Origin of the sequence: Kitasatospora sp. NPDC097691 (genome assembly GCF_040302665.1) — a bacterium.
Lineage (GTDB): Bacteria > Actinomycetota > Actinomycetes > Streptomycetales > Streptomycetaceae > Kitasatospora.
Genome location: NZ_JBEORY010000054.1, coordinates 17,221 through 42,705, shown reverse-complemented (window position 1 = coordinate 42,705; position 25,485 = coordinate 17,221). Strand labels below are relative to the sequence as shown.

24 protein-coding genes are annotated in these 25,485 nt (G+C 75.1%); 7 read left to right on the top strand and 17 right to left on the bottom strand.

The window, feature by feature from the left end:
• Positions 1-14 precede the first annotated feature (14 nt).
• From ABTY56_RS29515 to ABTY56_RS29505, 3 genes are all read right to left on the bottom strand, one after another.
• The gene (locus tag ABTY56_RS29515; protein WP_350632372.1) at positions 15-440 is read right to left on the bottom strand and encodes a cupin domain-containing protein; all 426 of its coding nucleotides are present in this window, start codon (positions 438-440) and stop codon (positions 15-17) included.
• A 128-nt stretch (positions 441-568) separates the two neighbouring features.
• Complete coding sequence (locus tag ABTY56_RS29510) at positions 569-1,321, bottom strand: Mut7-C RNAse domain-containing protein (RefSeq protein WP_350632370.1); 753 nt, start codon at positions 1,319-1,321, stop codon at positions 569-571.
• Positions 1,322-1,435: 114 nt separating this feature from the next.
• Complete coding sequence (locus tag ABTY56_RS29505) at positions 1,436-2,761, bottom strand: MFS transporter (protein WP_350632368.1); 1,326 nt, start codon at positions 2,759-2,761, stop codon at positions 1,436-1,438.
• Between the two features lie 420 nt (positions 2,762-3,181).
• Between ABTY56_RS29505 and ABTY56_RS29500 the strand changes: the two genes are divergently transcribed.
• Both ABTY56_RS29500 and ABTY56_RS29495 read left to right on the top strand, forming a co-directional pair.
• Positions 3,182-5,719: a xanthine dehydrogenase family protein molybdopterin-binding subunit gene (locus ABTY56_RS29500; protein ID WP_350632366.1), complete on the top strand. Its 2,538-nt coding sequence runs from the start codon at positions 3,182-3,184 to the stop codon at positions 5,717-5,719.
• Positions 5,720-5,850: 131 nt separating this feature from the next.
• Positions 5,851-6,318, top strand: coding sequence for a (2Fe-2S)-binding protein (locus ABTY56_RS29495; RefSeq protein WP_350632364.1), 468 nt, complete (start codon positions 5,851-5,853; stop codon positions 6,316-6,318).
• A gap of 51 nt (positions 6,319-6,369) precedes the next feature.
• Here ABTY56_RS29495 and ABTY56_RS29490 read toward each other — a convergent pair whose 3' ends face one another.
• The 7 genes from ABTY56_RS29490 to ABTY56_RS29460 all read right to left on the bottom strand — a co-directional run bounded on the left by ABTY56_RS29490 (position 6,370) and on the right by ABTY56_RS29460 (position 15,491).
• Positions 6,370-6,975, bottom strand: coding sequence for a TIGR03086 family metal-binding protein (locus ABTY56_RS29490; protein ID WP_350632362.1), 606 nt, complete (start codon positions 6,973-6,975; stop codon positions 6,370-6,372).
• Between the two features lie 205 nt (positions 6,976-7,180).
• Entirely contained in the window at positions 7,181-7,936 is a 756-nt protein-coding gene (locus ABTY56_RS29485) for an SDR family NAD(P)-dependent oxidoreductase (RefSeq protein ID WP_350632360.1), read from the bottom strand.
• A gap of 160 nt (positions 7,937-8,096) precedes the next feature.
• Positions 8,097-8,771, bottom strand: coding sequence for a class I SAM-dependent methyltransferase (locus tag ABTY56_RS29480; RefSeq protein ID WP_350632358.1), 675 nt, complete (start codon positions 8,769-8,771; stop codon positions 8,097-8,099).
• A gap of 153 nt (positions 8,772-8,924) precedes the next feature.
• A complete protein-coding gene (locus ABTY56_RS29475) occupies positions 8,925-9,692 on the bottom strand; it encodes a transglycosylase family protein (RefSeq protein ID WP_350632356.1) in 768 nt (255 codons plus the stop codon).
• Positions 9,693-10,248: 556 nt separating this feature from the next.
• Positions 10,249-10,917: a response regulator transcription factor gene (locus ABTY56_RS29470; RefSeq protein ID WP_350632404.1), complete on the bottom strand. Its 669-nt coding sequence runs from the start codon at positions 10,915-10,917 to the stop codon at positions 10,249-10,251.
• A 180-nt stretch (positions 10,918-11,097) separates the two neighbouring features.
• Positions 11,098-12,768 carry a sensor histidine kinase gene (locus ABTY56_RS29465; RefSeq protein ID WP_350632354.1) on the bottom strand — a complete coding sequence of 557 codons (1,671 nt, stop codon included), beginning with the start codon at positions 12,766-12,768 and terminating at the stop codon, positions 11,098-11,100.
• Positions 12,769-12,941: 173 nt separating this feature from the next.
• Positions 12,942-15,491, bottom strand: a complete 2,550-nt coding sequence (locus ABTY56_RS29460) for a SpoIIE family protein phosphatase (protein WP_350632352.1) — start codon at positions 15,489-15,491, stop codon at positions 12,942-12,944.
• Positions 15,492-15,585: 94 nt separating this feature from the next.
• Here ABTY56_RS29460 and ABTY56_RS29455 point away from each other — a divergent pair, with 94 nt between their 5' ends.
• The gene (locus tag ABTY56_RS29455; protein WP_350632350.1) at positions 15,586-15,912 is read left to right on the top strand and encodes a DUF4326 domain-containing protein; all 327 of its coding nucleotides are present in this window, start codon (positions 15,586-15,588) and stop codon (positions 15,910-15,912) included.
• 13 nt (positions 15,913-15,925) lie between these two features.
• Here the strand turns inward: ABTY56_RS29455 and ABTY56_RS29450 are convergent, their stop codons facing one another.
• The gene (locus ABTY56_RS29450) at positions 15,926-16,492 is read right to left on the bottom strand and encodes a Uma2 family endonuclease (protein WP_350632348.1); all 567 of its coding nucleotides are present in this window, start codon (positions 16,490-16,492) and stop codon (positions 15,926-15,928) included.
• Positions 16,493-16,644: 152 nt separating this feature from the next.
• On the opposite strand from ABTY56_RS29450, the gene ABTY56_RS29445 reads away from it, so the two are divergent.
• Together ABTY56_RS29445 and ABTY56_RS29440 are read left to right on the top strand one after the other, a co-directional pair.
• On the top strand, positions 16,645-17,961 hold the full coding sequence (locus tag ABTY56_RS29445; protein WP_350632346.1) for an outer membrane protein assembly factor BamB family protein: 1,317 nt from the start codon (positions 16,645-16,647) through the stop codon (positions 17,959-17,961).
• Between the two features lie 29 nt (positions 17,962-17,990).
• Positions 17,991-18,626: a nucleoside/nucleotide kinase family protein gene (locus tag ABTY56_RS29440; RefSeq protein ID WP_350632344.1), complete on the top strand. Its 636-nt coding sequence runs from the start codon at positions 17,991-17,993 to the stop codon at positions 18,624-18,626.
• 69 nt (positions 18,627-18,695) lie between these two features.
• On the opposite strand, the gene ABTY56_RS29435 is transcribed toward ABTY56_RS29440, so the two are convergent.
• From ABTY56_RS29435 to ABTY56_RS29415, 5 genes are all read right to left on the bottom strand, one after another.
• Entirely contained in the window at positions 18,696-19,529 is an 834-nt protein-coding gene (locus tag ABTY56_RS29435; protein ID WP_350632342.1) for a DNA-formamidopyrimidine glycosylase family protein, read from the bottom strand.
• Between the two features lie 58 nt (positions 19,530-19,587).
• Entirely contained in the window at positions 19,588-20,034 is a 447-nt protein-coding gene (locus ABTY56_RS29430) for a universal stress protein (protein WP_350632340.1), read from the bottom strand.
• A 180-nt stretch (positions 20,035-20,214) separates the two neighbouring features.
• Positions 20,215-21,246 (bottom strand): zinc metalloprotease, encoded by a 1,032-nt coding sequence (locus ABTY56_RS29425; RefSeq protein WP_350632339.1) that lies wholly within the window; start codon positions 21,244-21,246, stop codon positions 20,215-20,217.
• Positions 21,247-21,344: 98 nt separating this feature from the next.
• Complete coding sequence (locus ABTY56_RS29420) at positions 21,345-22,052, bottom strand: AAA family ATPase (RefSeq protein ID WP_502893210.1); 708 nt, start codon at positions 22,050-22,052, stop codon at positions 21,345-21,347.
• Between the two features lie 280 nt (positions 22,053-22,332).
• On the bottom strand, positions 22,333-23,259 hold the full coding sequence (locus tag ABTY56_RS29415; RefSeq protein WP_350632335.1) for an LLM class F420-dependent oxidoreductase: 927 nt from the start codon (positions 23,257-23,259) through the stop codon (positions 22,333-22,335).
• Between the two features lie 153 nt (positions 23,260-23,412).
• Between ABTY56_RS29415 and ABTY56_RS29410 the strand changes: the two genes are divergently transcribed.
• Together ABTY56_RS29410 and ABTY56_RS29405 are read left to right on the top strand one after the other, a co-directional pair.
• A complete protein-coding gene (locus ABTY56_RS29410; protein WP_350632333.1) occupies positions 23,413-23,766 on the top strand; it encodes a DUF6401 family natural product biosynthesis protein in 354 nt (117 codons plus the stop codon).
• Positions 23,767-23,911: 145 nt separating this feature from the next.
• Positions 23,912-24,676 carry an alpha/beta hydrolase gene (locus ABTY56_RS29405; protein ID WP_350632331.1) on the top strand — a complete coding sequence of 255 codons (765 nt, stop codon included), beginning with the start codon at positions 23,912-23,914 and terminating at the stop codon, positions 24,674-24,676.
• Between the two features lie 230 nt (positions 24,677-24,906).
• Here the strand turns inward: ABTY56_RS29405 and ABTY56_RS29400 are convergent, their stop codons facing one another.
• Positions 24,907-25,329 carry a hypothetical protein gene (locus ABTY56_RS29400; RefSeq protein WP_350632329.1) on the bottom strand — a complete coding sequence of 141 codons (423 nt, stop codon included), beginning with the start codon at positions 25,327-25,329 and terminating at the stop codon, positions 24,907-24,909.
• Positions 25,330-25,485: the final 156 nt, after the last annotated feature.

Here is a 25,485-nt window from a genome sequence, read left to right as displayed (position 1 = left end):
GGTCCGGGCCCGCCTCATCGGACGGTCGCCTTCCAGGGGCCTTCCTCGGGGCGGGCCTCACCGTCCGTGCCGGGCCAGGGCGGCATGGTGACGGCGGTGATCCGCAGCGGCCCGTCGGAGCCTTCGTCCGCCCGGAACTGGAAGGCGGTGCCGAGCGGTATCGACGCGGCGGTACCGGGAACGAGCCGTACGGTCTCCTCCCGCGCGCCCTGGCGGCGCCACAGCTCGCCGCTGCCCGCGGTGACCTGCCACAACTCCTGGACGGTGGCGTGCGACACCGCGTGGGTCACCTGCCCGGGTGCGAGCGTGAACACCGCGAGGCTCCCGCGCCCCTCCAGGACCAGCAGCGGGTACACCGCGGCTCCGTCGGGGGCGGTGACGACGGGGGCGTCCGCGAGGTCCGCGGTGCGGAAGGGGTCGTGCTCCGGCTGCTCGTTCATCCGACGACCTGGCCTCTCTCGTGACCGATCCCGCGACCGATTCCGAAACCGACCCCGCGACCGGCCTGCGCGGTCCCGTCCCCCATCGTCGATGGGAACACGGCCGCGCGGCCGCCCGCCAGAGCGCCTCACTCCGACGCGGCCCCGAGCCGGTCCCGGCCTCCCCCGAAGTCGCGCACGGCTTCGGTGACGATCGCCTCCAGCCGGGCGTGGTGGGCGCCGCGCCAGTAGGCCTGGCCGCACTCGGTGCACTGGGCGAAGGCGTCGTAGGAGCGCTCGGTGCCGTCCCGCAGCTGCTCGCGCACCGAGGTCTTGGTGACGGTGCGCAGCGTGCCGTTGCAGGTGGTGCAGCGGCTCCAGGGGGCGAGCGGCGGGGCGAAGCGGGAGAGCACGTCGCGCAGTTGCTCGGCGGGGCGGTGGCTGTAGACGTAGGCGCCGGCCCACAGTTCGCGGCGGCGCAGCAGGCCGCGGTCACGCGAGAGCAGGACGCGCTGTTCGGCGGCGGAGCGGGCGGCCAGCGCGGCGTCGCCGATGTCGGGGTTCTCGTACGCGGCGTCGATGCCGAGCAGGCGCAGGCGGCGGGTGAGGGTGCCGAGGTGGACGTCCAGGAGGAAGCGCGGCGGGGTGGGCGAGGGCTGCGGCCTGGTCACCGCCCGGACGGCGATGTGCTCGCCGTCGGCCGGGACGTGCGCGTCGGGGACGGCCCGGCCGTCCACCAGCAGGGCGCCGACCTCGGTGAGCGGGACGCCCAGGGACTCGACGACGTGGCCGAGGGTGGAGGTGCCGTCGGTGTGCAGCGCGGTGCGGCCGGCCCGCCGGGGCGCGGAGACGAAGAGGTGCAGCTCAGGGGCGAAGTCGAGCCAGATCTGGGGTCTGTCCACGCGGCCAGCATGCCAGTGGGCGGCGGGCCGGGGCCAGCGGTTTCCGGACGGTCCGGGCTGCTCGCCCGCCGCTCCCCCCGGGGTGCCCGCGCACCGGCCGCCGCCGCTACGCCGCTACGCCGCTTCCGCCGCCGTGCCCGCCTCGACCGGCGCGACCGGCGTGGCCGCCTTGGCCGCCATGGCGGCCTCGACCGTCATCGACGGTGACAGCACGTGACCGCGGTCCCGCTCCGCCCAGCGGGCCACCGGTCCCATCGCGTACCCGGCCGCGAGGAACACCCCGCCGAGGGCCAGCCAGCCCGCCAGGCCCCCGTCCAGCAGCAGCGCGGTGAGCAGCAGCGGCCCGAGGGTGCGGGCGACGGCGACGCCGGTGCCGAAGAAGCCCTGGTACTGGCCGATCCGGTCCGGCGGGGCGAGGTCGAAGCCGATCTGCCAGGAGCCCGCCGACTGCCGCATCTCGCCGGCCACCTGCAGCACGGACGCCGCGACCAGCAGCGCACCGACCGCCCACACCGGCACGTCGAGCGCGGACAGTCCGAAGACGGCGCAGCAGGCGAGCAGCAGCACCCCGGCCGAGCGGACCGCCCGCGCCGCCGAGTCCAGCCCGGTGACGTCGCGGGCCGCCCGGACCTGGAAGGCCAGCACCGCGAGGGTGTTGAGCACGAACAGCGCCGAGCCGAGCCAGCCGATCCCGGGGGCGCGCTGGGCGATCCAGAGCGGGATGACCAGGCTGAGCAGCGGCATCCGCAGCAGCAGGACGGCGTTGACCAGGGTGACGACGGCGTACCGCCGGTCGCGCAGCACGGCCAGGCGCGGTCCGGCGCCGGACTCCTCGGCGGCGGGCGGGACTTCGGGCAGTCGCCGGAGCACCAGCGCGCCGACGAGGAGGCCGAGCGTGGTGACGACGAAGGCGCACAGGTACGCGGTCCGGGTGCCGACGCTCAGGGCGATGCCGCCGACGGCCGCACCGACGGCCAGGCCCCCGTTGAGGGTCGACTGCAGGTGGGCGAGCAGGCCGGTCCGCTCGGCGGGCGGCACCAGGCCGGCGACCAGCGCCTGCCGGGCCGCGGTCAGCCCGGACTGGGCGGTGGCGTAGAGGCAGACCGCGAGCAGGAACGGCGGGTAGGAGCGGATCACCAGGAAGGCGACCACCACGGCCGCGGCCGCGAGCCCGAGCGCCACCGCCGTACGGCGCGGGCCGCGCCGGTCGGCGAGGTGGCCGAGCGGGACGCCGGCGACGGAACCGAGCGCCCAGCCGATCGCGAGGCCGAGTCCGAGGGCGGTCGGTGACATGCCGACGACGCGGGTGAAGTAGAGCGCGGAGCAGGTGTAGTAGGCGCCGTCGCCCACCGCGCTCGCCAACTGGGCTGCGGCCAGGGTCCGCTGGGGGCCGGCGGGCGGGAGGAGGCTGCCCCGCCGGGCGGCTCGGTCGGTCGGCACGTCTCTCCTCCACTGGGTGACCGACCGTCACTTTCCGCCCGACGGCGGACCGGCCACCCACGGACGGGCGACAGCACCGATTCGACGAGCGGCGCGCGGGCCGGGAGTTCACAACCGTCGGCGACGGTTCGGCCTCTACCCTAGGCAGAAACCGGCCCATCCGACAGGTCCAGTGATCAAGGAATTCCCTGGGCCACTTCGGGCGGCCGCCGCACCGCCGACCGAGCACTGAACCCTCGTGCGACAGTGGGTCGTTGGGCTCTCCGGACCCGTTGGGAGCGTCCCGGCCGAGCCGTTCCCGCGCCGCCGCAGCGCCGTCCGTACCCGTTCCGAATCCGCGCCCGCCGAACGGTGCAAAAGCCCGATCGGCCAAGCCGGGGGCCAACTTTGACCGTGTTGACCCGTCAGTAGCGCCCTCTTATGCTCAACGGCGTTCGCGAACCGGCACCGGGGCCGGGGCCGCCGTGCCCGCCCGATCCGGCGCCGTCTCCGGCCCGAAGGGTTCCTCCCATCAGTACCTCCGTCGCCCCCTCGGACTCCGCCGGCCGCCCGGGCGATGCCGGACCCCCGCGCGCCCTCGACCGGCTGCGCGCCGCCGGCCGTCGTGCCACCGGTCGCCGTGCCACCCCGGCGGGAACTGCGGGAACTGCGGGAACTGCGGGAACCAGGGACGCCGCGGAGGGCGCGGGAGCCGCAGACGCCGCAGGAACCGCCGCCGAACCCGCCAGCCGCCGCCGCTTCCTCACCTACCTGCTGGCCGCGCCCACCCTCACCGTCGCCGCCCGCCTCGGCCTCGACGCCGCCGCCCCCGCCGCCGCGGCCGCCGGCCCGGGCACCGGCCAGGCCGCCGCGCAGGCCGTCCACGCCGCAGCGGCCGCCGGATCCGCCGCGCCCCCGCAGCTGCTCGGCCTGCCCGGCATCCCCGACATCGTCGACCTCGGCGACGCGATGATCCTCGCCGGACTGCCGACCTCGCACCTGCTGGTCCTCGAACTCACCCCGGCCGGACGCGCCGTGCTGTACCTGCCGCGGCTGGAGGTCGGCCAGGGTCTGACCACCGCGATCGCGATGCTGGTCGCCGAGGAGCTCGACGCCCGGCTCACCGACGTGGACGTGCCGCTCTCCGACGGCCGCCCCGAACTGCTCTTCAACCAGCTGACCGGCGGCTCCAACTCCGTCCGCTCGCTGTACGACCCGGTGCGCGGCGCGGCCGCCGCCGCCCGGGCCCGGCTGGTGACCGCCGCCGCCAGGCGCTGGAACGTTCCGGCGGCCACCCTGCGCACCGCCGACTCCGCCGTCCTCGCCCCCGACGGCCGCCGGCTCGGCTACGGCGACCTCGCCGCCGACGCCGCCACGATCGCCGCGCCCGCCGTCCCCGCCCTCCCCAAGGCGGCCGACCGGCTGCGCCTGATCGGCAGGCCCACCGGCCGCATCGACGCCCGCGACATCGTCACCGGCCGCGCCAAGTACGCCGGGGACCTGCAGATCCCGGGCGCCGTGCCGACCGTGGTCGCCCGCCCCACCACCGTCAACGGCACCCTCAAGTCGCTGGACGCCTCCGCCGCCCGTGCCATGCCCGGCGTGCTCGGCGTGGTGCAGGTCCCGAGCGGCGTCGCCGTCCTCGCCGAGACCTTCGACCAGGCGCTCAAAGCCCGCGACGCACTGCGCACCACCTGGAACCCGGGCCCGGTCGCCGGGCTCTCCACCGACGACGTCAAGAACCGGCTGCGCGCGGCCCACGCGCCGTTCCTCCCCCCGCCGCTGCTCGCCCAACACCTGGACGCGGAGTTCGACTTCGCCTTCGTCAACCACGCCCCGATGGAGGTGCTCACCGCCGTCGCCGACGTCCGGCCGAACCGCGCGGAGCTGTGGTTCGCCGCGCAGAGCCCGATCGTCGCCCAGCAGACCATCGCCGCCGACCTCGGCCTCCCGCCGAACGCCGTCACCGTCCACGTGGTGCGCGGCGGCGGCTCGTTCGGCCGGCGGCTGTTCTTCGACGCCGCCCTGGAGGCCGCCCGGATCTCCAAGGCCGCCGGCCGCCCGGTGAAGCTGATGTGGACCCGCAACGACGACATGCGCCACGGCCGGATGCGCCCGGCCAGCCACCACCGGATCCGGGCCGTCTACGGCCTCGACCACGTGCTCAGCTGGGAGCACCGCGCCGCCGGCGTGCAGACCGACTTCGGCCACGGCCTCGGCGAGGCCCTCACCGCCGCCGGCTACAACCTCCCGCTGGCCGGGCTCACCACCTCCGAGGTGTTCTTCCTGCTCACCGAGAAGAACCCGTACGACGTCGGCGTCCCCGTCCAGTTGCTCGCCGAGGTCCCACTGGAGCTGCACACCGGCAGCTGGCGCTCGGTCTACTCGGGCACCGTCCGGGTCTCCGACGAGATCGTGATGGACGAACTGGCCCGCCGGATGGGCCAGGACGAGGTCGCCTTCCGGCGCGCCCGACTGCGCAGCGCCGCCGGGCAGGCCGTCCTGGACACGGTCGCCGCCAAGGGCGGCTGGGGCCGTCCGATGCCGCCCGGCCAGGCCCAGGGCATCGGCTACCACGAGGAGAACGGTGGCACCGCCGCCTACCTGGTCGAGCTGGACGCCACCGACCGGGCCAACCCCCGGGTCACCAAGGCGGTGATCGCCGCCGACGTCGGCCGGGTGATCAACCCCACCGGCCTGGAGGCCCAGTTGACCGGCGCGCTGGTCGACGGCATCTCGGTGATCCTGCAGGCCGGCAACCACCTCGACAACGGCGCCTTCCGGGAAGGGAGTTACAGCGACTTCCACTACGCCCGGCAGCGGCACACCCCGCCGGTCGTCGAGATCCACCTGATGCCGCCGAGCGGACCGCCCGGCGGCGCGGGCGAGTTGGGCGTCCCGGCCGCCTGCGCCGCGGTCGCCAACGCCTACGCCCGCGCGACCGGCACCAGCCCGCGTTCCTTCCCCGTCAACTTCTGACCGCCGGAACCGCGAACGTCCGGAACGCGGCCCCCTAGCCGCGAACGTCCGGCACCACCGCGAACGTCCGGCACCACCGCGAACGTCCAGCACCGCCTCCCGACCAGCAGAGCCGAGGATCCCGACTCCCCATGCCCACCCACACCTTCGTCCTCAACGGGCAGCCCGTCACCGTCGAGGCCCCGGACGACATGCCGCTGCTCTGGGTGCTGCGCGACAAGCTCGGCGTCACCGGCCCCAAGTACGGCTGCGGGGTGGGCGTCTGCCGCGCCTGCACCAGCCACCTCGACGGCCAGGAGTTCCAGCCCTGCACCCGGTCCGTCAAGGACTGCGCGGGCCACGCCGTCACCACCATCGAGGGCCTCGCCGACGGCGACACCCTGCACCCCGTCCAGGAGGCCTGGCTCGCCTGCGACGTGGCCCAGTGCGGCTTCTGCCAGCCGGGGCAGATCATGGCGGCGGTCGCCCTGCTGCGCCGCACCTCGAACCCGACGGACGCGGACATCGACCAGATCCAGAACGTCTGCCGCTGCGGCACCTACCCGCGCATCCGCGAGGCGATCAAGCAGGCGGCGGCCCGGCGCACGGCGAAGCCGTGACCGTGCCGCGCCCCCGTCCGGTTCCGGCGGGCGGGGGCGCACACCCCCCGGCTACCCGGTGACCGGCGCCGCCGGGTCGCGCCCGAAGAACGCGGCGAGCCGGTCGTACGGCGGCGCGTCCCCGGGCACGGCGACGGCGGGCCCGAAGGCGTGGTGGTCCTCCTCCGCGCCGCGGTACTCGGGCTTGAGCGCGCCCTCGGCCCAGGCCAGCGCGGCGAGCGCCACCTCGTGGTCCAGGCCCTCGGTGGACTGACCGGAGGAACGCGCCAAGTCCCAGCCGTGGACGGCGAATTCGGCGATCTGCTGGTCCACCGGAAAGCGGGCCGGCAGGGCGCCGACGCCGGGCACCTCCAGTGTGCCGCCGAGGTCCCCGGCCGCGCGCCAGGCGTCGACCAGCTCCTCGGCCCCGGCCTCGAAGGCGTGCAGCCAGTCCTCCTCGACCCGCGCGAAGGGCTGCGACCAGTCCGGCTGCCCGCCCTTGGCCCGGACGGTGAACTGCCGCAGGTCGTGGAGCAGATGACTGATCAGGTCGCCGACGTCCCAGGAGCGGCAGGGAGTCGGGTGGCCGGCCAGTTCGACGCCGGTGCCGTCGATCAGCCCGGCGGTCTGTGCGAGGGCCCGGGCGAGCAGGCCGATCGGGTCTTCCGCTGCGGTCATGGCACACCTCTCGGTCGGGGACACGTCGGTCGGGGCACGGTCGCACCCGGGGCACGGGTCGTGCCGGGTGATCGTAAGCGCGAGCGCCGACAACCGCCCGGCACGACACCGCGGCCGGCACCCGCTCCCACCGGGTGCCGGCCACCGGGCCCTCGGGTCGACCGGCCCTCAGCCGCCGGACCTTCAACCGTCAGACCTTCAACCGTCAGGCCCCGAAGCCGCCGTCCACCGCCAGCTCGGCGCCCGTCACGTACCGGCCGTCCTCGCCCACCAGGTAGGCGACGGCGGCCGCGACCTCCGCGCCGGTGCCGAAGCGGCCGAGTGCGGTGAGCCCGCTCTGGAACTCCGCCGACGGGCCGTCGGCCGGGTTCATGTCGGTGTCGATCGGGCCCGGGTGCACCAGGTTGGCGGTGATCCCGCGCGGGCCGAGCTCGCGGGCCAGCGCCTTGGTCAGCCCGATCAGCGCGGACTTGCTGGTCGCGTACAGCGTGGCGCCGGGGAAGGCGACCCGCTTGGCGATGCAGCTGCCGATGGTGACGATCCGTCCACCGTCGGCCAGGTGTGCGGAGGCCGCCTGGGCGAACAGGAAGGGCGCCCGGACGTTCACCTCCAGCACCCGGTCGACGTCGTCCAGCGCCAGCTCGCCGATCGGGCCGAGGGCGCCGACGCCGGCGTTGTTGACCAGCACGTCCAGCCGCCCGAACCGCTCGGCGACCGCCGCCACCGCGGCCTGCACCGCCTGCGGATCGGCGCCGTCCGCACGGACGGCCCATGCGGTCCGCCCCATCGAGGTGATCTTCGCGGCGACCTCCTCGGCCCGCTCCGCACCGCCCTGGTAGGTCAGCACCACGTCGGCGCCGTCCTCGGCGAGCCGCAGCGCGACCGCCGCCCCGATCCCCCGGCTGCCGCCGGTCACCAGGGCCACCTTGCCGTCGAGCACCGCGGTTCCGTTCATCGTCATATCTCCAGAACTCCTCGTTCCGATCTCGGACATGACTCGATCCTGGTTCGCGGCACCACAAACCTCCGGCGGTATTCGGACGTTGCGTTGAACCTTCAACCATCCCGACCTCACTGCGCCCTGCGCCCCCCGCGCCCCCGCACCCCGGCGTGCGCGCCGCCTACCGGTAGTACGAACCGACGGCCGGCTGCCCCGTGTAGTTCGGCCCGGCACTCGGGTCGGCCCCCGCGTAGACGAAGGGCAGGTCGACCGGCCGGCCGCCGTCCAGGACGAGCAGATGCCGCCGCGCCCGGTACCCGAACCCGGCCGCCCGCAGCGCCGCCACCACCGGGCGGGCCGCGCTGGACCCGTCCGGCCGGCGCACCGACTCGGGGTCGAAGTGGGCGGCGAACCGGCCGTCCGGGGCCAGCCAGGAGGCGGCGCGGGCGATCGCGCCGAGCTGGTCGCCGAGGTAGTGCAGCCCGTGCACACAGGTGATCAGGTCGTAGGGCCGGTCCGACGCCCAGTCCGAGAACGCCGCCGTGACCAGCCGCAGGTGCGGCAGGGCCGCCGCGTCCGGCGGCGGGGCCATCGGGCCGACCAGGTCGACCCCCGTCAGCTCGACCCCCTCGGGCGGCAGCTGCCGCGCGGCCTCCGCCAGCGCCCGGCCCTCCCCGCTGCACAGGTCCAGCCAGCCCGGCACCGCGCCGTCGCGCCCCCGCAGCCAGGTGAGCGGGTCGAAGCCGAGTTCGCGGGCGTAGCTGTTCACCCCGCTCAGGCCGCGCTCGCGGTTCATCGTGCTGTTCGCCACCACGGAGGAGGCGACGAGCTCGTCGTCACTGATCAGTCGGGCCATCAGCCGACCCTACCGGCGCCCGAGGAGTCGCCGGGACGGCCGGGAACGCGTCGCGCCGAGCGGCCGCCCCGGGCAGGGGGCGGCCGCTCGGCCGGGTGCTGCGAGGCTCCGCCGGAGGCTGGGTCAGGCCTTCCGCCGGATGGTCGGGCTGCGTCAGACGGTCAGGGTCTGGCCCGGGAAGATCAGGTCCGGGTTGCCGCCGATGACGCGCACGTTCTTGCGGTAGAGGCCGTCGGTGTCGACGCCGAACTTGGCGGCGATGTCGCTCAGGGTGTCGCCGCTCCTGACGGTGTAGCTCCCGCTCGCGCTGTTCTTCTCGGTGGACGGCGCGGACTGCGCCGGCTTGGCCGACGGCCGGCCCGCGGCCGGGTCGGCGGCCCAGGGTGCCTGCCGCCCCGCTGCCCGAGCCGGCGCGTCGACGGGCTTCGCCGCCTTCGTCGCCGGCTTGGCGGGCTTCGCGGCGGGCTGGGCGGCGGGCTTGGCGGCCGGCTTCGCGGCCGACGAGGTGTCGACGGCGGCCGGGGCGCCGCCCCTGCTCAGGCCCGCCCTCTTCGAGCAGACCGGCCAGGCGCCCGGACCCTGCGAGGCGAGGACCTTCTCGGCGACCGCGATCTGCTGCGCCCTGGTCGCCTGGTTGGCCTGGGGGGCGTACGCGGTGCCGCCGTACGCCCGCCAGGTGCCGGCGGAGAACTGCAGTCCGCCGTGGAACCCGTTGCCGGTGTTGATGCTCCAGTTTCCGCCGCTCTCGCACTGGGCGACGGAGTCCCAGACGGAGGCCGGTGCGGCGGAGGCCGAGGTGGCCGTGACGAGGCCGACCACCGGCAGGGCCGCGACGGCGGCTCCCGCGACGACCGCCAGCCGCACGCGGTTGCGCCGGGTGGTGGTCTCGGTGGCAGCGGTGGTCTCGTGACGGGGATTCATGCGGATCCTCTCGACAAGCCCCGGGCGGCGGGCAGGCGGAACCAGGCCCGGGACATGGGCCGGTGGTGTCCGCTCACCTCACTCGACGGGCGGCCGCACACGCGTCGGACGTGCCGTGCCGCCCCGGTCACCTCCGTTCGCCGACGGCCTGGACGAGCCGGCCTGTTCGGCGGCACCGCCCTCGCGCCGTGGGTCAGTCGGCGGGCGGTGCGTCGGGGTGAACCCGGGTGGCGCTCGTTGCGCCGCCAATGAAGCTAGGGGCAACCCGGGGGCTCAGCAAGCAATTCTTGGACGTCGCAGGTCAGTTGACTGTTACCGGCGGTATCGATCAAGAAGCCGTGCCCGGTTCGACCAGGTTTGACCGCATTTACAAGATCGAACGATCAATTCCCGTGCCCTCGCTCACATCTGTCCATTCGTCAGAGCCGGCACACCATCAACTCATCGCAACGAATGACTGACGGACCGTCACCACGACATCCGGAGTTCCCCGCTCCGAGCGGCCGTCGAGTGGCGTCCGCCACACCCACGACGCTCCGTGACCGCACCAATGCGCTCAGCTCCGACCGTCAAGCTCCGCGTCCCGCGCCAGCAGCGCCGCCTGGACCCGGTTCTCGCAGCCCAGCTTGGCCAGGATCCGGCTCACGTAGGTCTTCACCGTGGCCTCGCTCATGTGGATCCGGGCCCCCGCGTCGGCGTTCGACAGGCCCTCCCCGAGCAGCGCCAGCACCTCCAGCTCGCGTCCGGTGAGCACCTCCAGCCGACGCCGGGCCGCGGCGCTGCGGGCGGCCAGCGAGCCGCTGCGCCCGGCCGCCAGCGAGTCGACGATGTGCCGGGTGGCCGCCGGGGACAGGAAGGCGTTGCCACCGGCCGCCGCCCGCACGGCCTGGATCAGCTCGTTCGGCGCGGTGTCCTTGAGCAGGAATCCGGCGCCGCCCTCGGTCACGGCGCGCAGGACGTTCTCGCGCTCCCCGAAGGTGGTGAGGATCAGCGCCCGCGCGCCGGGGGCGACCCTCGCCAGCTCCCCGAGCGCCGTCAGCCCGTCCATCACCGGCATCTGGATGTCCAGCAGCACCACGTCCGCGCGGTGCGCCCGCACCAGCTCCAGCGCCTCCCGCCCGTCGGCGGCCTCGGCGACCACCTCGATGTCGTCGGCGGAGCCGAGGATCATCCTGATCCCGGCCCGGATCAGCGGCTCGTCGTCGGCGACGAGGACTCGGATCACGCTGGTCATTCCCCTCGTATCGAACAGTGCTTCGGCTGCGGCACCATCCTCACATCTCCGCCGACCGGCCCGGACCGCCGGTCCGGGCCGGTCCGGGCCGGGCCGGGGTGGGGCGGGCCGGGGCGGGGCGGGCCGGGGCGGGCCGGGGGCGGGTCCGGGCCCGCGACCGGGCGGGCGCGATCAGCTCTTGGTGACGTAGTCCTGCTTGTCCACCAGCAGGCCGTCCTTGAAGCAGAACCGCGCCACGTGCTGCTCGTCCCAGGCCTCGCCGGGCGGGCCGGTCAGCAGGAACCACCGGCACTGCGCGCCCTCCGGCCGGGTCGGCCCGGTGTTCCGGTAGTCGTCGGTGAAGAAGCCGTTGCCGGACGGCAGCTCGTTCTGCACCGTGGCCTCGGCCGTGCCGACCTCGATCCGGTCGTACACCGCCCTGCGGAGCGTCGCGTCGTGGTTGCCGTCGGCCAGGGCCACGATGCCCCAGAGCACCAGGCCCAGCAGGACCACCCCGACCGCCACCACGCCGGCGGCGCAGCCCATCGCCGGGCTCCGCCGCCTGCCGGCCGTCTCGTCGGCCGACGGCAGGCCTTCGAGCATCCAGTCGTCCGCGTCGGCCTCAGTGGCGGCGCCCTCCTTGCCGCCTTCCGCCCCCTCGTACGGCAGCACGGCTGCCAGCCGGAAGCCCTGCTCGGGCGTCGGCCCGGCGTGCACCATGCCGCTGACCAACCGGGCGCGCTCCCGCAGGCCGGTCAGCCCCTGGCCGCCGCTCACGGCCTGGCCGGCTCCGGCGCACACGCCCACCAGCTCCGGCGCGCGCGTGTTGGTGACCTCCACCACCAGCGCGTCCGGCTCGTACCGGAGCGCGACGCCGATCGGCGCGCCGGGGGCGTGCTTGTGCGCGTTGGTGAGCGCCTCCTGCACGATCCGGTACGCCGCGTGGTCGACCGCGGCCGGCAACGGGCGCCGCTCACCCTCCCGGACGAGCGACACCTCCGCCCCGGCCGCCCGGGAGGACTCCAGCAGTTCGTCGATGCCGTCCACCCCGCCCCGGGCGGGGGCCCCGGCCGCCGTCCCCACGGCCGGCGGCACCGCCGTCGACTCGTCGTGCAGCACGCCGACCACCTCGCGCAGCTCGCGCATCGCCGCCACCGCCGCCTGCCGCAGCACGCCGACCGCCTCCCGCTGCCGGTCGGTGAGGGTACGGTCCACCTCCAGCGCGCCCGAGTGCACGGAGATCAGCGCCAGCTGGTGGCCCAGGCTGTCGTGCATGTCCTGGGCGATCCGGTGCCGCTCGCGCAGCCGCGCCTGGTGCACCACCATGGCGCGCTCGCGCACCAGCTGGTCGTTGCGCTCGCGCAGCGCGTCCAGCAGGGCGCGTCGCTGCGCGCGGTAGCGGCCGTAGAGCGCGGGCAGCACGGCGGTCACCAGGAAGCCGCCCAGCGACAGCCCGAGGACCAGCTTGGGCGACACCGTGGAGGCGTCCTGCAGCACGCCGGTCACGGTGAACAGCGCCCAGCCCGCGACGAAGGCCGTGATCAGCGACCAGACCCGGCGGATCCGCGCCCCGGCCGACCAGCCGGCGCAGACCAGCAGCAGCACCGGGCCGGCCGACCAGCCGGCGGCCGCCGAGGCCGCCAGCAGCACGGTGGTCGGCAGCCCGCGCCGCAGCACCCACAGCACCGCGACGCCCAGGCCGGCGGGCACCGCCAGGCCGGTGCCGGTGACGACCTCCACCAGCGCGGCCAGCCCGCCCATCAGCAGGGCGAGCACGGCCTCGCCCACCACCCGCCGGGGCCGCCAGGGACCGGGCAGTGCCGTCCGTACCGCCTTCTTCCAGGCCCGTGCGATCGCATTCACCCGTCGAGGCTAACCGGCCGGTCGGCACGCCCGCCGTCCTCCTTCGTCGCCACCGGCACCGACGAAAGTCTGGGGTCGGAAACGGCGACGGCGACGGCGACAGTGACGGCAACGGAAACAGTGACGGCAACGGAACCGGCGACCGGAACGGCACCAGGAGCAGGACCGGTGGCTCAGCCGAAGGCCGTCAGCAACAGCGCCACGTCGTCCACCCGGCGGGTCGAGCCGACCTCGTCCAGCAGCCGCTCGGCCGCCTCCTCCAGAGCCTCCCCCGCCGGGCCGCGGGCCAGCGCGGCCCGGAGCCGGTCCACGCCCTGGTCGATCGCCACCGCCGGGTCCTCCACCAGGCCGTCCGTGTACAGGGCGAGCACCGCGCCCGGGCGCAGCCGCAGCTCGGTGACGGGGTAATCGGCCCGCTCGTCCACCCCCAGCAGCGGCCCGCCCTCCACGTACAGCGCCTCGGCCCGCCCGTCCGGGTGCCGCAGGACCGGCGGCATGTGGCCGGCCCGGGCGATCCGGGCGATCCGGGCGGTGCCGTCGGCGGGAGTGAGCCGGACCAGGCAGCAGCTGGCGAGCAGCCCGGGGTCGAGGTCGAGCAGCAGCCGGTTGGTGCGGGCGAGCACCTGGTCGGGTGGTTCGCCGCCGGTCGCGAAGGCGCGGACGGCGCTGCGCAGCTGGCCCATCGTGGCGGCGGCACCGACGCTGTGGCCCTCGACGTCGCCGATCACGAGGGTGACGTCCCCGTCGGTGACGATCGCGTCGTACCAGTCGCCGCCGATCTCCATCCCCTGGGTGCCGGGCAGGTAGCGGGCGGTGATCCGGATGCCGGGCACCTCGGGCAGCCGGTGCGGCAGCAGTGCCTGCTGCAGGCCGCGGGCCACCGCGAACTCCGCGTCGTACAGCCGGGCGCGCTCCAGCGCCTGGGCGATGAAGCCGCCGAGGGCGGTGAGCAGGCCGCGCTCCTCGACGGTGAACGGGCGCGGGTGGTCGAAGCCGAGGATGCAGCTGCCGACCGGGCGGCCGGAAGCGATCAAGGGCAGGAAGGCCCAGGCGCCCATCTCGTCGAGGGCGAGGCCGGGGTAGGCGGTGGCGAGTTGGCCCACGGACTCGAAGAAGATCGGGGTGCCGGTGCTGAGCGCCTCCGCGCCGGGGACCCGGGCGTCGGTCGGGGTGCCCTCGAAGCCGTCCAGGAAGCCGTCCGGGTAGCCGGTCTGCGAGACCAGTTGCAGCCGCTGGTCGCGCACCGTGTAGATGGCGAGCTCCTGGCCGCCGAAGGCCGGCAGGATCTCCTCGGCCACCGCCCGGCACACGTCGCGCACGGTGACCGCCTCGGTGAGCGCGCTGGCCAGCTGGAGCAGGTGGTGGGTACCGCCGAGGCCGGCGCGGGTGGGGGGTGGCAGCGTGGCCGGCGGTTCGGCGGCGCCGGCCGGGGGCTCGGCGGCGACCACCCGGCCGGTGACGCCGTGTGCGTCGGGGTAGAGCGAGAAGGCGAGCCAGCCGGTCGGCGGGCGGGCGGCCAGGAACACGGTGGGCCGCTGGGAGAGCAGCGCGGCACGGTAGCGGTGCTCGTAGAAGGGGTCGGCGAGCCAGGGCAGCACGTCCCAGGGGTGGTGGCCGATCAGGTCCTCGCGGCGCGTCTGCAGCAGCAACTCGGTGGCGCTGTTGGCGTAGCCGATCCGACCGTCCAGGTCGAGCGAGAAGACGCCCTCGCGGAGCCGCTCGACGGCGGCCGCGGCGGCGGTGAGGCTCCGTACGTCCAGCACGGCGCCCACCAGGTGGGTCCGGCCGTCCGAGATCGCTGCGGGCACCCGCGCCCACAGCTCCACGGGGTACGGCAGACCGTCCGGCCCGAGCACCCGGACCCGGGCGGACAGCACCTCGCCCTGCTCCAGCGCCGTCCGGGCGGCGGCCCGGAACTCCGGCAGGTCGCCGGGGGCGACCCGGCGGTTCAGAGCCGCCACGGTACCGTCGAACTCGCCCGGCTCGAAGCCGAAGATCTCCTGGAACTGCGCGTCGGCGGAGAGCGCCCCGGTGGCCAGGTTCCAGTCGAACAGCCCGACCCGGGTGGTCGGCACCGACGGCGACGGCAGCTCGACCACCGCCGCCTCCCCGCCCGGTTCCACCGTCTGCCCGGCCTCCTCCAACCCGGCCAGCCCGTCGGCCAGTTCGGCCGCGGCGGCAGCGAGCTGCGCACCCGACGACTCCGGCACCCCGTCGTCCGAGGCGGGCCACAGCGCACTCAGCACCCCGTACCGCTCGTGGCCGTGCCCCACCGGCACGAAGGCGGAGGCGAAGTCGTACGGCAGGCCGACCGCGAGCTGCGGAAAACGCCGCATGGTGTCCTCGGTGTCCGCGAGCAGGATCTCGTGCCCGGTCCGGAAGCAGACCGCGACGGGCAGCGGCCCGGCCGCCGCGACCCGCCGGAACGGGCTCATCACCGACAGCGGCACCCCCGCGATCGTCCGCAGCACCAGCGACCTGCGGTCAGGGGACTGCAGGTGCACCATCGCGCCGTACGCGCCGGTGGAGCGGAGCACCCGGCGTACGGCGTGCGCGATCAACTCGTCCCGCCGGTACTCGGCCGGGCGGCCCTTCTCCGGCCCGGCTCGTGGCCCGGCTCGTGGGCCGGCCCGGCGCACCTCCGCGTCGGCCCCGGGTTCCCGCGGCCGGTCCGGCCCCGGCCGCGCCCCAGGGGCCCCACCGGTCGCGTGCGGATGGTGCATGCTCTTTTGCTACGCCGGGCCAGGAACGGTGTCAAGGCGGGCCCGCTCGCGGCCCGGGCTGCCCGGCCACCCCGCTTGCGCCAGCATGGACGGCATGCCTCGCACGAACCGCACCACCGTGGTCAACCTCAAGGGCCACCGCGACGACCCCGGCTACCAGGACGTCGTCTACGTCGGCCGCGCCGTGCACCGCGGCGGCTGGCACCTCGCCGAGTCCCCGCTGCACTGCCCGTACCACCCGGGCCCGGACCTCACCCGCGAGGAGATGGTCGTCAAGTACCGCGACTACCTCCTCGCCCGCCCCGAGCTCCTCGCCCTCGTCCCGCCCCTGCGCGGCCACCGCCTCGGTTGCTGGTGCGCACCCCTGACCTGCCACGCCGACGTCCTTGCCGACCTCGCGGACCACCCCCCGCAGGGCTGAGGACCGCCCCGCGTCAGAGCCCGGAGAGGTCCGCCGCCACCGGGTACGGCACCACGGCCCTGACCAGCCCGGTGAACAGGTCCCCCGCGCGGTACGCCCCCTCGGCCGCGTCCAGGACGTAGGTGTGGACGATCGGCACCCGGCCGGCCGCCTGCTCGACCCGCCAGTAGAACGGGATGCCCGCCTTGGCGTACTGGTCGAGCTTGACCACCCGGTCGGTGGTCTCCGAGCCCGGCGAGACCACCTCGACCAGCAGCAGCACGTGGTCGGGTCTGGTCGGCGACTCGTCGATCGTGTCCGCGCGGTAGACCACCACGTCCGGCCGGCGGTTGTTCAGCGGAACGTCCTGCAACCGCACGTCGAAGTCGGTGTCGGCGTTCCACTCGGCACCACCCGCCTCGTCCAGCGCGTTCGCCAGGAACCGGGCGAGCCGGTTGTGCCGCTTGGAAGCACTCGGGGACACGACCACCATCCCGTCGACGATCTCGATGCCCGCGCACTGCTCATCGGTCCAGGAGTCGTACTGCTCACTGGTGATCTGCCGGTGCATCCAGTCGGGTGCGATCATCTCGGCCGTCACGGCGTACCTCCCCCGGGCTGCTGGGCGGGCCTGGTCCTGCGTGCCACAGCCTAGTACGTGACCCGTGCGGGTTCGGGAGCGTTCGGGGGCGGTTCGATATCCTCCGGGCGGGGTGGCGGCGCGGGGCCGCCGGGTGGGGAAGCGAGAGCGGTATGCAGTCGCCGTCGTCCGAAGGGGCCGCACACGAGGCGTCGTGGCAGTGGGACGGGGAGGAAGGCGGCGACGGCGGGGTGTCCGAGGACGTGATCGGCGGAGGCGGCGACGGGCCGCCGCTGAGCCGGCGCCGACTGCTGATCGGCGCCGGGGTGCTCGCGGCGGGCGGGGCCGTGTGGGCGTTCGGCCGTTCGGGTGCCGACGGTACGCTCCCCGCGCCGGGGCCGACCGGGCCGCCCACCGCCGTCTCCGGGCCGACCCCGGCCTGGACGTACCGCGGCGCCGACGCGATGACCCCGGAGCGGCTCACCGACCCGCCGAACCGTCCGGTCTACCTCTCCAGAAAGGGCCTGCAGGTCCTCGACCCCGCCCGGGGCACCGCCGCCCGGCTGCTGGTCCTCGACCCGCCGCAGACCCGGGACTGGCCCAGCGACCTCGACATGCTCGGCAAGGTCGTGTTCGGGCCCGACCACCTCTTCACCACCACGTACCGGGGCCACCTGGAGGCCCGCCACTTCACCGACCCGGCCGGCGACTGGAGCCTGCCGCTGCCCGACGACCTGCAGGGCCAGGTCCGGCTGACCGGCTACGACCGCGGCACCGTCTACGGCTGTTCCTGGGGCCGCCCCCGGCCCGACGGCTCCGCGCCGGACAACCGCCTCTTCGCGCTGCGGGTCACCGACCGCTCCGTCCTGTGGTCCGTCCCCACCGCGTCCGAGGAACAGCCCGTCACCCCCGCCACCAGCATCGGCGGCCAGCTGCTGGCCTGCGTCCGCTTCGTCGGCGGCCGCGCCGAGCTGGTGGCCCGGGACGCCGCCACCGGCCGGGAGCTGTGGACCGCCCCCGGCGACGAGGACCTGCGCTGGTGCACCACCGGCTCGCAGGACGTCTACGTCCCGGACGGCAACGGCGGCGTGCGCATGCTGCGCCCCACCGGTGAGCCGGGCTGGACCTACTCCCCTGCCCGGGGCGATTCCTGGCGGGTGCTGCCGCCCGTCCCGGACGGCCCCCGGGTGTACGTCGCACGCGACCACGGCACCGTCACCGGCCACGACGCGACCACCGGTGAAGTGCTCTGGACCTGCCCGCTGCCGTTCCTGCTGGACCGCCGCAGCCGTCCGCTGGTCGTCGGCGGCACGCTGTTCGTCCCCGGCACGTCGATCGGCGGGGTCAGCGCGATCCACACCGCGACCGGCGAGCTGACGTGGACCTTCCGCGACTCCGGCCCGGGCAAGGACGCCTGGACCGTCGCCGCCGACGGCAACCGCCTCTACGCGGGCCACGACGACGTCCTGCACGCCCTCCCGCTCGCCTGAACGGCCCCACGAGACGGCAGGATGGCCCGATGCAGGTACGCCCGATCTCCCCCGACAACCTGGCCGAGCTGCTCGCCGACCGCATCACCGCCCTGCCCGACGCCGCCGGGCGCCGGCTGCGGGTGGCCGTCGACGGCGCCGCGGCCGCCCGCCCCGAGGCGATCGCCGACGCCCTGGTGGAGCCGCTGCGGCTGCGCGGCCGCCCCACGCTGCGGGTGTCGGCGGCGGACTTCCTGCGCCCGGCCTCGATCCGGCTGGAGTACGGCCACCACGACGCGGACGCCTTCCACGACCTCTGGCTGGACGACGGCGCCCTGCTGCGCGAAGTCCTCGACCCGCTGGAGCCCGGCGGCAGCGGGCGCGTCCTGCCCTCGCTGCGCGACCCCGTCACAGACCGCTCGACCCGCGCCCCGTACACGCTGCTCCCACCCGGAGGCGTGTTGTTGCTGGACGGTCAGCTCCTCCTCGGCCGCTGGCTGCCGCTTGACCTGACCGTCCACCTCGCCCTCACCCCGGCCGCCCTGGCCCGCCGCACCCCCGACGACCGGCAGTGGACCCTCCCCGCCTTCGCCCGCTACGACGCCGAGACCGTCCCCACCGAACTCGCCGACATCACAGTCCGGATGGACGACCCCCGCCACCCGGCCCTGGTCGAGCAGTCCTGAGCCCGGCCCCGGTCGAGCACGCCTGAGCCTGGCCCCGGACAGAGGGACGCAACCGGGCTCCGGCCCGCCTCAGCGCCCCGGCGCCCTCCCCCGGCCGGAGCGGGCGTCCACCGGGGCGGGGCCGCGCTGGCAGTACGGGCACCAGAACACCGCGCGGTCCCGCGGGGGCGCGCCCTGACGCCCGCTCACCACGGGGGTGACGCAGCGTGGGCAGGGCCGCCCGGCCCGGCCGTAGACCCAGTGCTGGTAGCCGGGCCTGGTGTCGCCGGTGGTGATGTGGCCGGGGCGCAGCTTGTTGGCCTCCAGCATCTGCCGGGCGCGCTCCACCAGCCGGTCGGGGTGCGGGAGTTCGCCGACCTCGGTCCACGGTGTCACGCCGGCCACGAAGCACAGCTCGTTGGCGTAGACGTTGCCGATCCCGGCCAGGTTGCGCTGGTCGAGCAGGGCCTCGATGACCGGGCGGCTCGGGTGGGCGAGGAGGCGGCGGACAGCCTCGACCGGATCCCAGTCGGGGCCGAGCAGGTCCGGGCCGAGGTGGCCGACGATCCGACGTTCGTCGGCGGTGCGCAGCAGTTCGACGACGGGCAGCCGGTAGCCGACGGCGGTGCCCTGCTCGGTGCCGAGGACGGCGCGGATCTGCCAGGCCGGGCCGCCGCTCCACTGCTCGCCGGGGCGGTAGACCTCCCAGCGGCCCTCCATCCGCAGGTGGGTGTGCAGGGTCAGGCCGCCTTCGAGGCGGGTGAGCAGGTGCTTGCCGCGCGGGGCGACCTCCAGCACCCGGCGGCCGGCGAGGTCGGCGGTGGCGTGGGCGGGCACCCGCAGGTCGGCGCTGGTCAGCAGTTGTCCGGCGAGGGCCTCGTGCAGCCGGGCCGCCTCGCGGTAGACGGAGTCACCTTCTGGCATGTCTCCATTCTCGTCCGCGCGGCGACCCGGCGGGTCACCGTCCCCCGTCGCACTACTCCTATGCGGTGTGGTGCTCGCGGACGACGACGACCGGGCACGGCGCGTGCTCGGTGAGGTGGCGGCTGACCGAGCCGAGCAGCAGGCCGGAGAACCCGCCGAGGCCGCGGCTGCCGACGACGACCAGCGCCGCGCCCTCGGCGGCGTCCAGCAGGACCCGGGCGGCGTTGCCGGGCATCACACTCTCGCTGATCTGCACGGCCGGGGCGGCGCCGACGACCTTGGTGACGGTCTCGGAGAGGGTCTTGCCGGCGAGTTCCTCGGGGTTGTAGGCCGCGGCGATCGCTCCGCTCTGTCCGGCCCAGCCGTAGAAGGCGGGGTACTCCCAGGCCGCGATCGCTTCGACCCTCCCGCCGACGGCCTCGGCGTAGTGGATCGCCCACTGCAGCGCCTGCTCCGAGGCGGGCGAGCCGTCCACACCGACGATGATCCGGGGACTGGCACTCATGGCTTGCTCCTTCGGTTGCTCCTGACCGGTCCCGACCGTACGAACATAGATCAAATCGGACATACGGCCGATATTCGCCACGCCGACGGCGGTGTGTCGCATGCGAATCCTGTGCGGGCCCGACACGGTGCGGCGGGGCAGCCCCCGACGGCTACGGCTACGGCTACGGCTACGGCTGGTTCAACTGCGGTACGCAGCCCATGAGTTCGCCATCCGCTGGACCTGTCCGGGGGTGAACCGGCTCATGCAGGAGTCGTAGCTGTAGTCCATGTAGTTGTGGATCGGGTCGAGCCCCGCGGTGGGACAGGTGTCGAGGCCCTCGGGGCACCCGAAGGCGGCGGTGCGCTCGGCCGGGGTGTCGTCCACGTAGTCGCCCGGGGCCAGGCAGCCGCCCTGGAAGGTATGGAGGAGGCCGAGCCAGTGGCCGATCTCGTGCGTGGCGGTGTTGCCCTCGTCGTAGTGGGTGGCGGAGCCGCCGGGCAGCGAGGCGTCGAGCACGACCACGCCGTCGTCGGTCGGGTTCGACCGGTACGCGTTCGGGAAGGTCGACCAGCCGAGCAGGGACTGGCCGAGCCGGGCGGTGTAGAGATTGAGGGTGCCCTGGTCGCCCTTGCGCAGGGCGGTCTTCATCGCCCGCTCGGCGTTCGAACCGGGCGTCATGCCCGTGTACCAGGAGGCGTTGTCGGTCCGGTCGGTGCCGGCCAGCTCGAAGTGGAACGGGGTGGCGGCGTTGCCCTCGCCCTGCCCGCCGTAGGTGGCGTTGAGGTGGTCGATCTGGGCGGCGACGGCGCCCTCGTCCAGGTTCCCGGCGGCACCGGCGTGGATCACGTGGACAAAGACCGGCACGGTGGTCGGGGCACCGACCTGGGTGCGGGCGGTGCCGAGCCCGGCGAGCCGGCCCTCGAGGTCGGCCTGCATCGCCCGGGCCTGGGCGGCGCTGACGGCGTTCGGGTCCTTCCCCGGCCGACTGCCGGCCGGTTTCCGCGCGGCCGCGCCGATGCCCGCATCCGCGACGCCCGCATGCTCGACGCCCTCATCCGCGCGGGCGGCGCCCGCGAGGGCGGCGTCGTCGCAGACGGTCGTCGGGGCGACGGCGGCCGCGCGCTGCGGCACCGGTGCCGCGAACTGGCTCAGGCCGGCGGTGGCGACCAGCACGGCGGCGCAGGGAAGCAGGCGGGGGGCACGCGAGCGCACCCGGACAGTACGGCGCATCTGCGCTCCTGACGGGGGGAGTTGACGGGGTCTCGGCCGCGCCCGGCGCGCTCCGGCCGGACCCGCCGGCCGCGAGGCCCGGCGCGGACTCGCCGAGACTACGACGCCGTGAAGTCGATCTCCCGCAGGGCGCGCGCGGCGGTCCGGTCGAGTACCACGGCCGACGCACAGCCGGCCGGCAGCCGACCGGCCCCGAGGATCCGCCGCCGCAGCCGCTCGACACCGGAGCGGTGCCGGACGAAGGCGTAGCGCGAGACGCCGCGCCCGCGCCGCAGCTGCCCGTCCAGCGCCTCGGTCGGGTCGACGTCGAGCAGCAGCAGGTGCACCCGGCGGCCCTGGCGGGCGGCGGTGCGGGCGAGCCAGCCCCGCACCCAGGGCAGCGTGCCGCAGTCGTGCACCGCGAGCGCGCCGCCGTCCAGGACTGCGCGGCGCAGCCGGCGGTAGTGCGCGAGCCGGGCGAGCGGGCGGTAGAGGGCGTACGGGAGGCGGCCGGGCAGTCGGGCCGCGTACTCCTCGCGGACCAGCTGGGAGTCGATCAGCGGGGCACGGACGCAGCGGCGCATCAGGGTGCTCTTGCCGCTGCCGGGCAGACCGGTCACGACCAGCAGGTCCCCGGCGGGGTAGCGCAGGGCCGCCGGACCGCGTCCGCGCAGCTCGTGCAGGGCGGGCGGATCGTGCGGCGGGGGCAGGACGACGCGCTCCCCGGCGGTACGCGGCGGCTGCAGCTCCGGCACCGTCGCCCGCGCCGTTCTCGTCCCGCTCACCGGATCTCCCCCCGCCGTTCCCTCCTCAGGAGCATGGCGCATTCCCAAGAACGAGTAAAGGGCGGAGGTCGGAGCGGGTACGGACGGCCCTTGCGGGGCCCGGTCCCGTTGCAGGACCGGGCCCGTTTCCGGACCTTTCCGACACGGACCGCCCCCGTCCGGAGCCGATCGGAGCCGACCGCGCCCGACCGGATCCGGATGCTCGCGATCGAGGCCGGCCGCTCCCGCCCGGGGGCCCACCGGATCCGACTGCTCCCGTCCGCGCCCGCCCGGATCCGGATGCTCCCGTCCGGGGCGTACCGGATCCGGAGGCTCGCGATCGTCAGCCGAGTTGCGGGGCGATCCGGGAGGCGATCAGCTCCAGGTGGTCGAGGTCGTCCAGGTCGAGGATCTGCAGGTAGATGCGCTCGCTGCCGACGGCCGCGTACCGGCCGATCCTCTCCACCACCTCGTCCGGGGTGCCGGCCAGGCCGTTGGCCTTCAGCTCGTCGACCTCGCGGCCGATGGCGGCGGCGCGGCGGGCCACCTCGGCGTCGTCCCGGCCGACGCAGGCGACCAGGGCGTTGGAGTAGACCAGGTCGCCGGCCGAGCGCCCGGCCCCTTCGACGGCGGCGCGGACCCGGCCGAACTGGGCGGCGGAGTCGTCGACGGACGCGAACGGCAGGTTGAACTCGTCGGCGAAGCGGGCGGCCAGCGCCGGGGTGCGCTTCGGGCCGAGACCGCCGACCAGCACCGGGATGCGGTCCTGGGCGGGCTTGGGGAGCGCGGGCGAGTCGGTCAGCGTGTAGTACTCGCCGGCGAAGTCGAAGGTGTCCCCGAGCTTGGTGTTCCACAGCCCGGTGATGATCGCCAGCTGCTCCTCCAGCCGCCCGAACTTCTCCTTCGGGAACGGGATGCCGTACGCGCTGTGCTCGGCCTCGTACCAGCCGGCGCCGAGGCCGAACTCGACCCGGCCGCCGCTCATCGCGTCGACCTGGGCCACCTGGATCGCGGTGACGCCCGGCAGCCGGAAGGTGGCGGCGGTCATCAGGGTGCCGAGGCGGATGGTGCGGGTGTCACGGGCGAGGCCGGCCAGGGTGATCCAGGCGTCGGTGGGGCCGGGCAGGCCGTCGACGTCGCCCATCTTCAGGTAGTGGTCGGAACGGAAGAAGGCGCTGAAGGCGCCGAGCTCCTCGGCGGTGCGGGCCACCTTCAGGAGGGTGTCGTAGCTCGCGCCCTGCTGGGGTTCGGTGAAGATGCGAAGATCCATACGGGCCATTCTGGTACAGACCACCCGGTCCGTGAGCACAGGGAACCGGCCAGACCACGGAACGTACCGGTCGTCCGCACGGGTGGCCAAGGTCTCAGCACGGAACCGTCACGGCCGTCCGCGCCCGCCCCCGGCCTCCCCTACCGTGGACGGATGTTCGCGACCCCCGACGACTACTCCCGGCGTTCCCCCGACGAGCCGGCCGGCTGCCCGCTGCCCGGCATCGTGACGGCCTTCACGCCGCGGCTGGCCGAGTTCGCCTTCGAACCCGGCTTCGTCGCGGCGGTCGACCAGCACGCCGCGATGCTGCGCGAGCTGTTGTACGCGCAGGGGTCGGAACTCGCGCCCCGGCCGCTGGACCGTGCGGAACTGTCGGACTACGCGCTGGGCTTCCTGGACGCGCTCACCGAGATCGGCTGGCGGGAGCCGGTCGGCTACGACTACGCCGTGCTGCGGCTCACCGCGATCTGCTGGCTGGTGCGGGAACAGGGCCTCCTGGAGGTCTGAGACCCGCCCGGTCCGGGGCCTCCCGGGCGCGGAGGCCCCCGATGTCCGGGATGGTTCCCTCGGGTGACGGGTCCGGCGGTCCGCACGCGTACAGTGGCGGTCCGGGGGACGGGTGACGGGGCGGGACGGACGGGACGGTGCGGCAGTGAGCGGTACGGCGGCGGACAGCGCGGTGGGGCACCGGGCGCTGCACTGGCGGATCCGCCCGGAGCGGGCACGGGCCGCGGTCCTGGTGCTGCACGGCGGCGAGGAGCACAACCTCGCCCGGCCCGGCCGCCTCAACCTCCCGCTGCTGCGGATGCACGGCTTCCTGCGCGCGCTGGCCAGGGCGACCGCGGGCTCCGAGGTGGCCGTCGCGACCGTCCGCTACCGGCACCGCGGCTGGAACGGCGAACGCGCCGACGCCGCCCGGGACGCGCTCGCCGCGCTCGACGAACTGTCCGCACTGCTGGGCCCGGTCCCCACCGTCCTGATCGGCCACTCGATGGGCGGACGCGCCGCACTGCAGGCCGGCGGCCACCCGTCCGTCACCGGCCTCGTCGCGCTCGCCCCGTGGTGCCCCGCCGAGGACCCGTGCGAACAACTCGCCGACCGGGATGTGCTGATGCTGCACGGCGACCGCGACACGGTCACCCTGCCCGCCGACACCCGCGCCTTCGCCGCCCGCAGCCGCGCCGCCGGCGCCCGCGTCTGCGGCTACACCGTCGCCGGCAGCGGCCACGCCATGCTCCAGCGCATCCCCGACTGGCACCGCGCCACCACCGGCCTCGCCACCGCCCTCCTCGGCCTCCGCCCCCTCCCCGCCGAGACCGCCTCCGCCCTCGCCCTCCCACCCACCTCCGCCGAGGCCCTCACCCTCCCCCTCCCTCGCCAGCCCCGCCGCACCCCGGCCCTCCCGGCGAACGCCTGACCCAGCAACGGCCGCCCCGCCGGACGCAGCCGCCGCCCGCACCCGAGACGTCAGCCCTGACACCTTGGGGCGACCGCACACCGGCCGCCCGGCGTGACTCTTCAGCCGCGGCGGGCCGGCGGTGAGGCGCACCGGCGCCGTCCTCGCCGAGCCGGACCCGGCGGGGTGCGCCTGGGCGGCCACCACCGGGTGTCGGCGGCGGCGCACTGCCCCGGGGGCGGGGGCAGCCCCTAGGCCACGTGCCAGAGGGCGGTGGCGAAGACCGCCGTGACCCAGGTCCAGAGGACGGAGAGGGTGAGGTGGGCGGCGGTGCGGAAGGGGTTGCCGCGCCACAGTTTCGGGGAGAAGACGGCGAACTCGAAGAGCCAGCGCAGGCCCCAGAACAGGGTCTGGCCTGCCAGCAGGGCGGTGCCGAGGCGGCTGCCGGCGAGGAGGTCGGGCGCCAGGCAGAGCGGGAGCAGACCGAGGAGTGCACAGCTCAGACCGATGAAGAAGAGGTGGGCGTAGGAGACCTGACGGGTCAGCAGGGTGGTGCCTCGCAGGTCGGCGGGCCAGCCGATGGCGCGGGGCAGCACGGCGTGGACCAGGCCGACGGCGAGGAGGGCGGCGCCCACCAGACGCAACTGGGCTTCGAGGGTAAGGAGTTCGGTCATGGTGCGGGCTTTCGGAAGGCGAGGACGGTGACCGGGCCGGCGATCCGCCGTTCGGCGGCAGAGTCAGGCGGGACGGGACGCGGGACAGGGCAGCACAGGGAAGGGCTGTGCGGGAGGTGCGGCGCACCCTCATGATGGCGTACGACTTTGAACGCG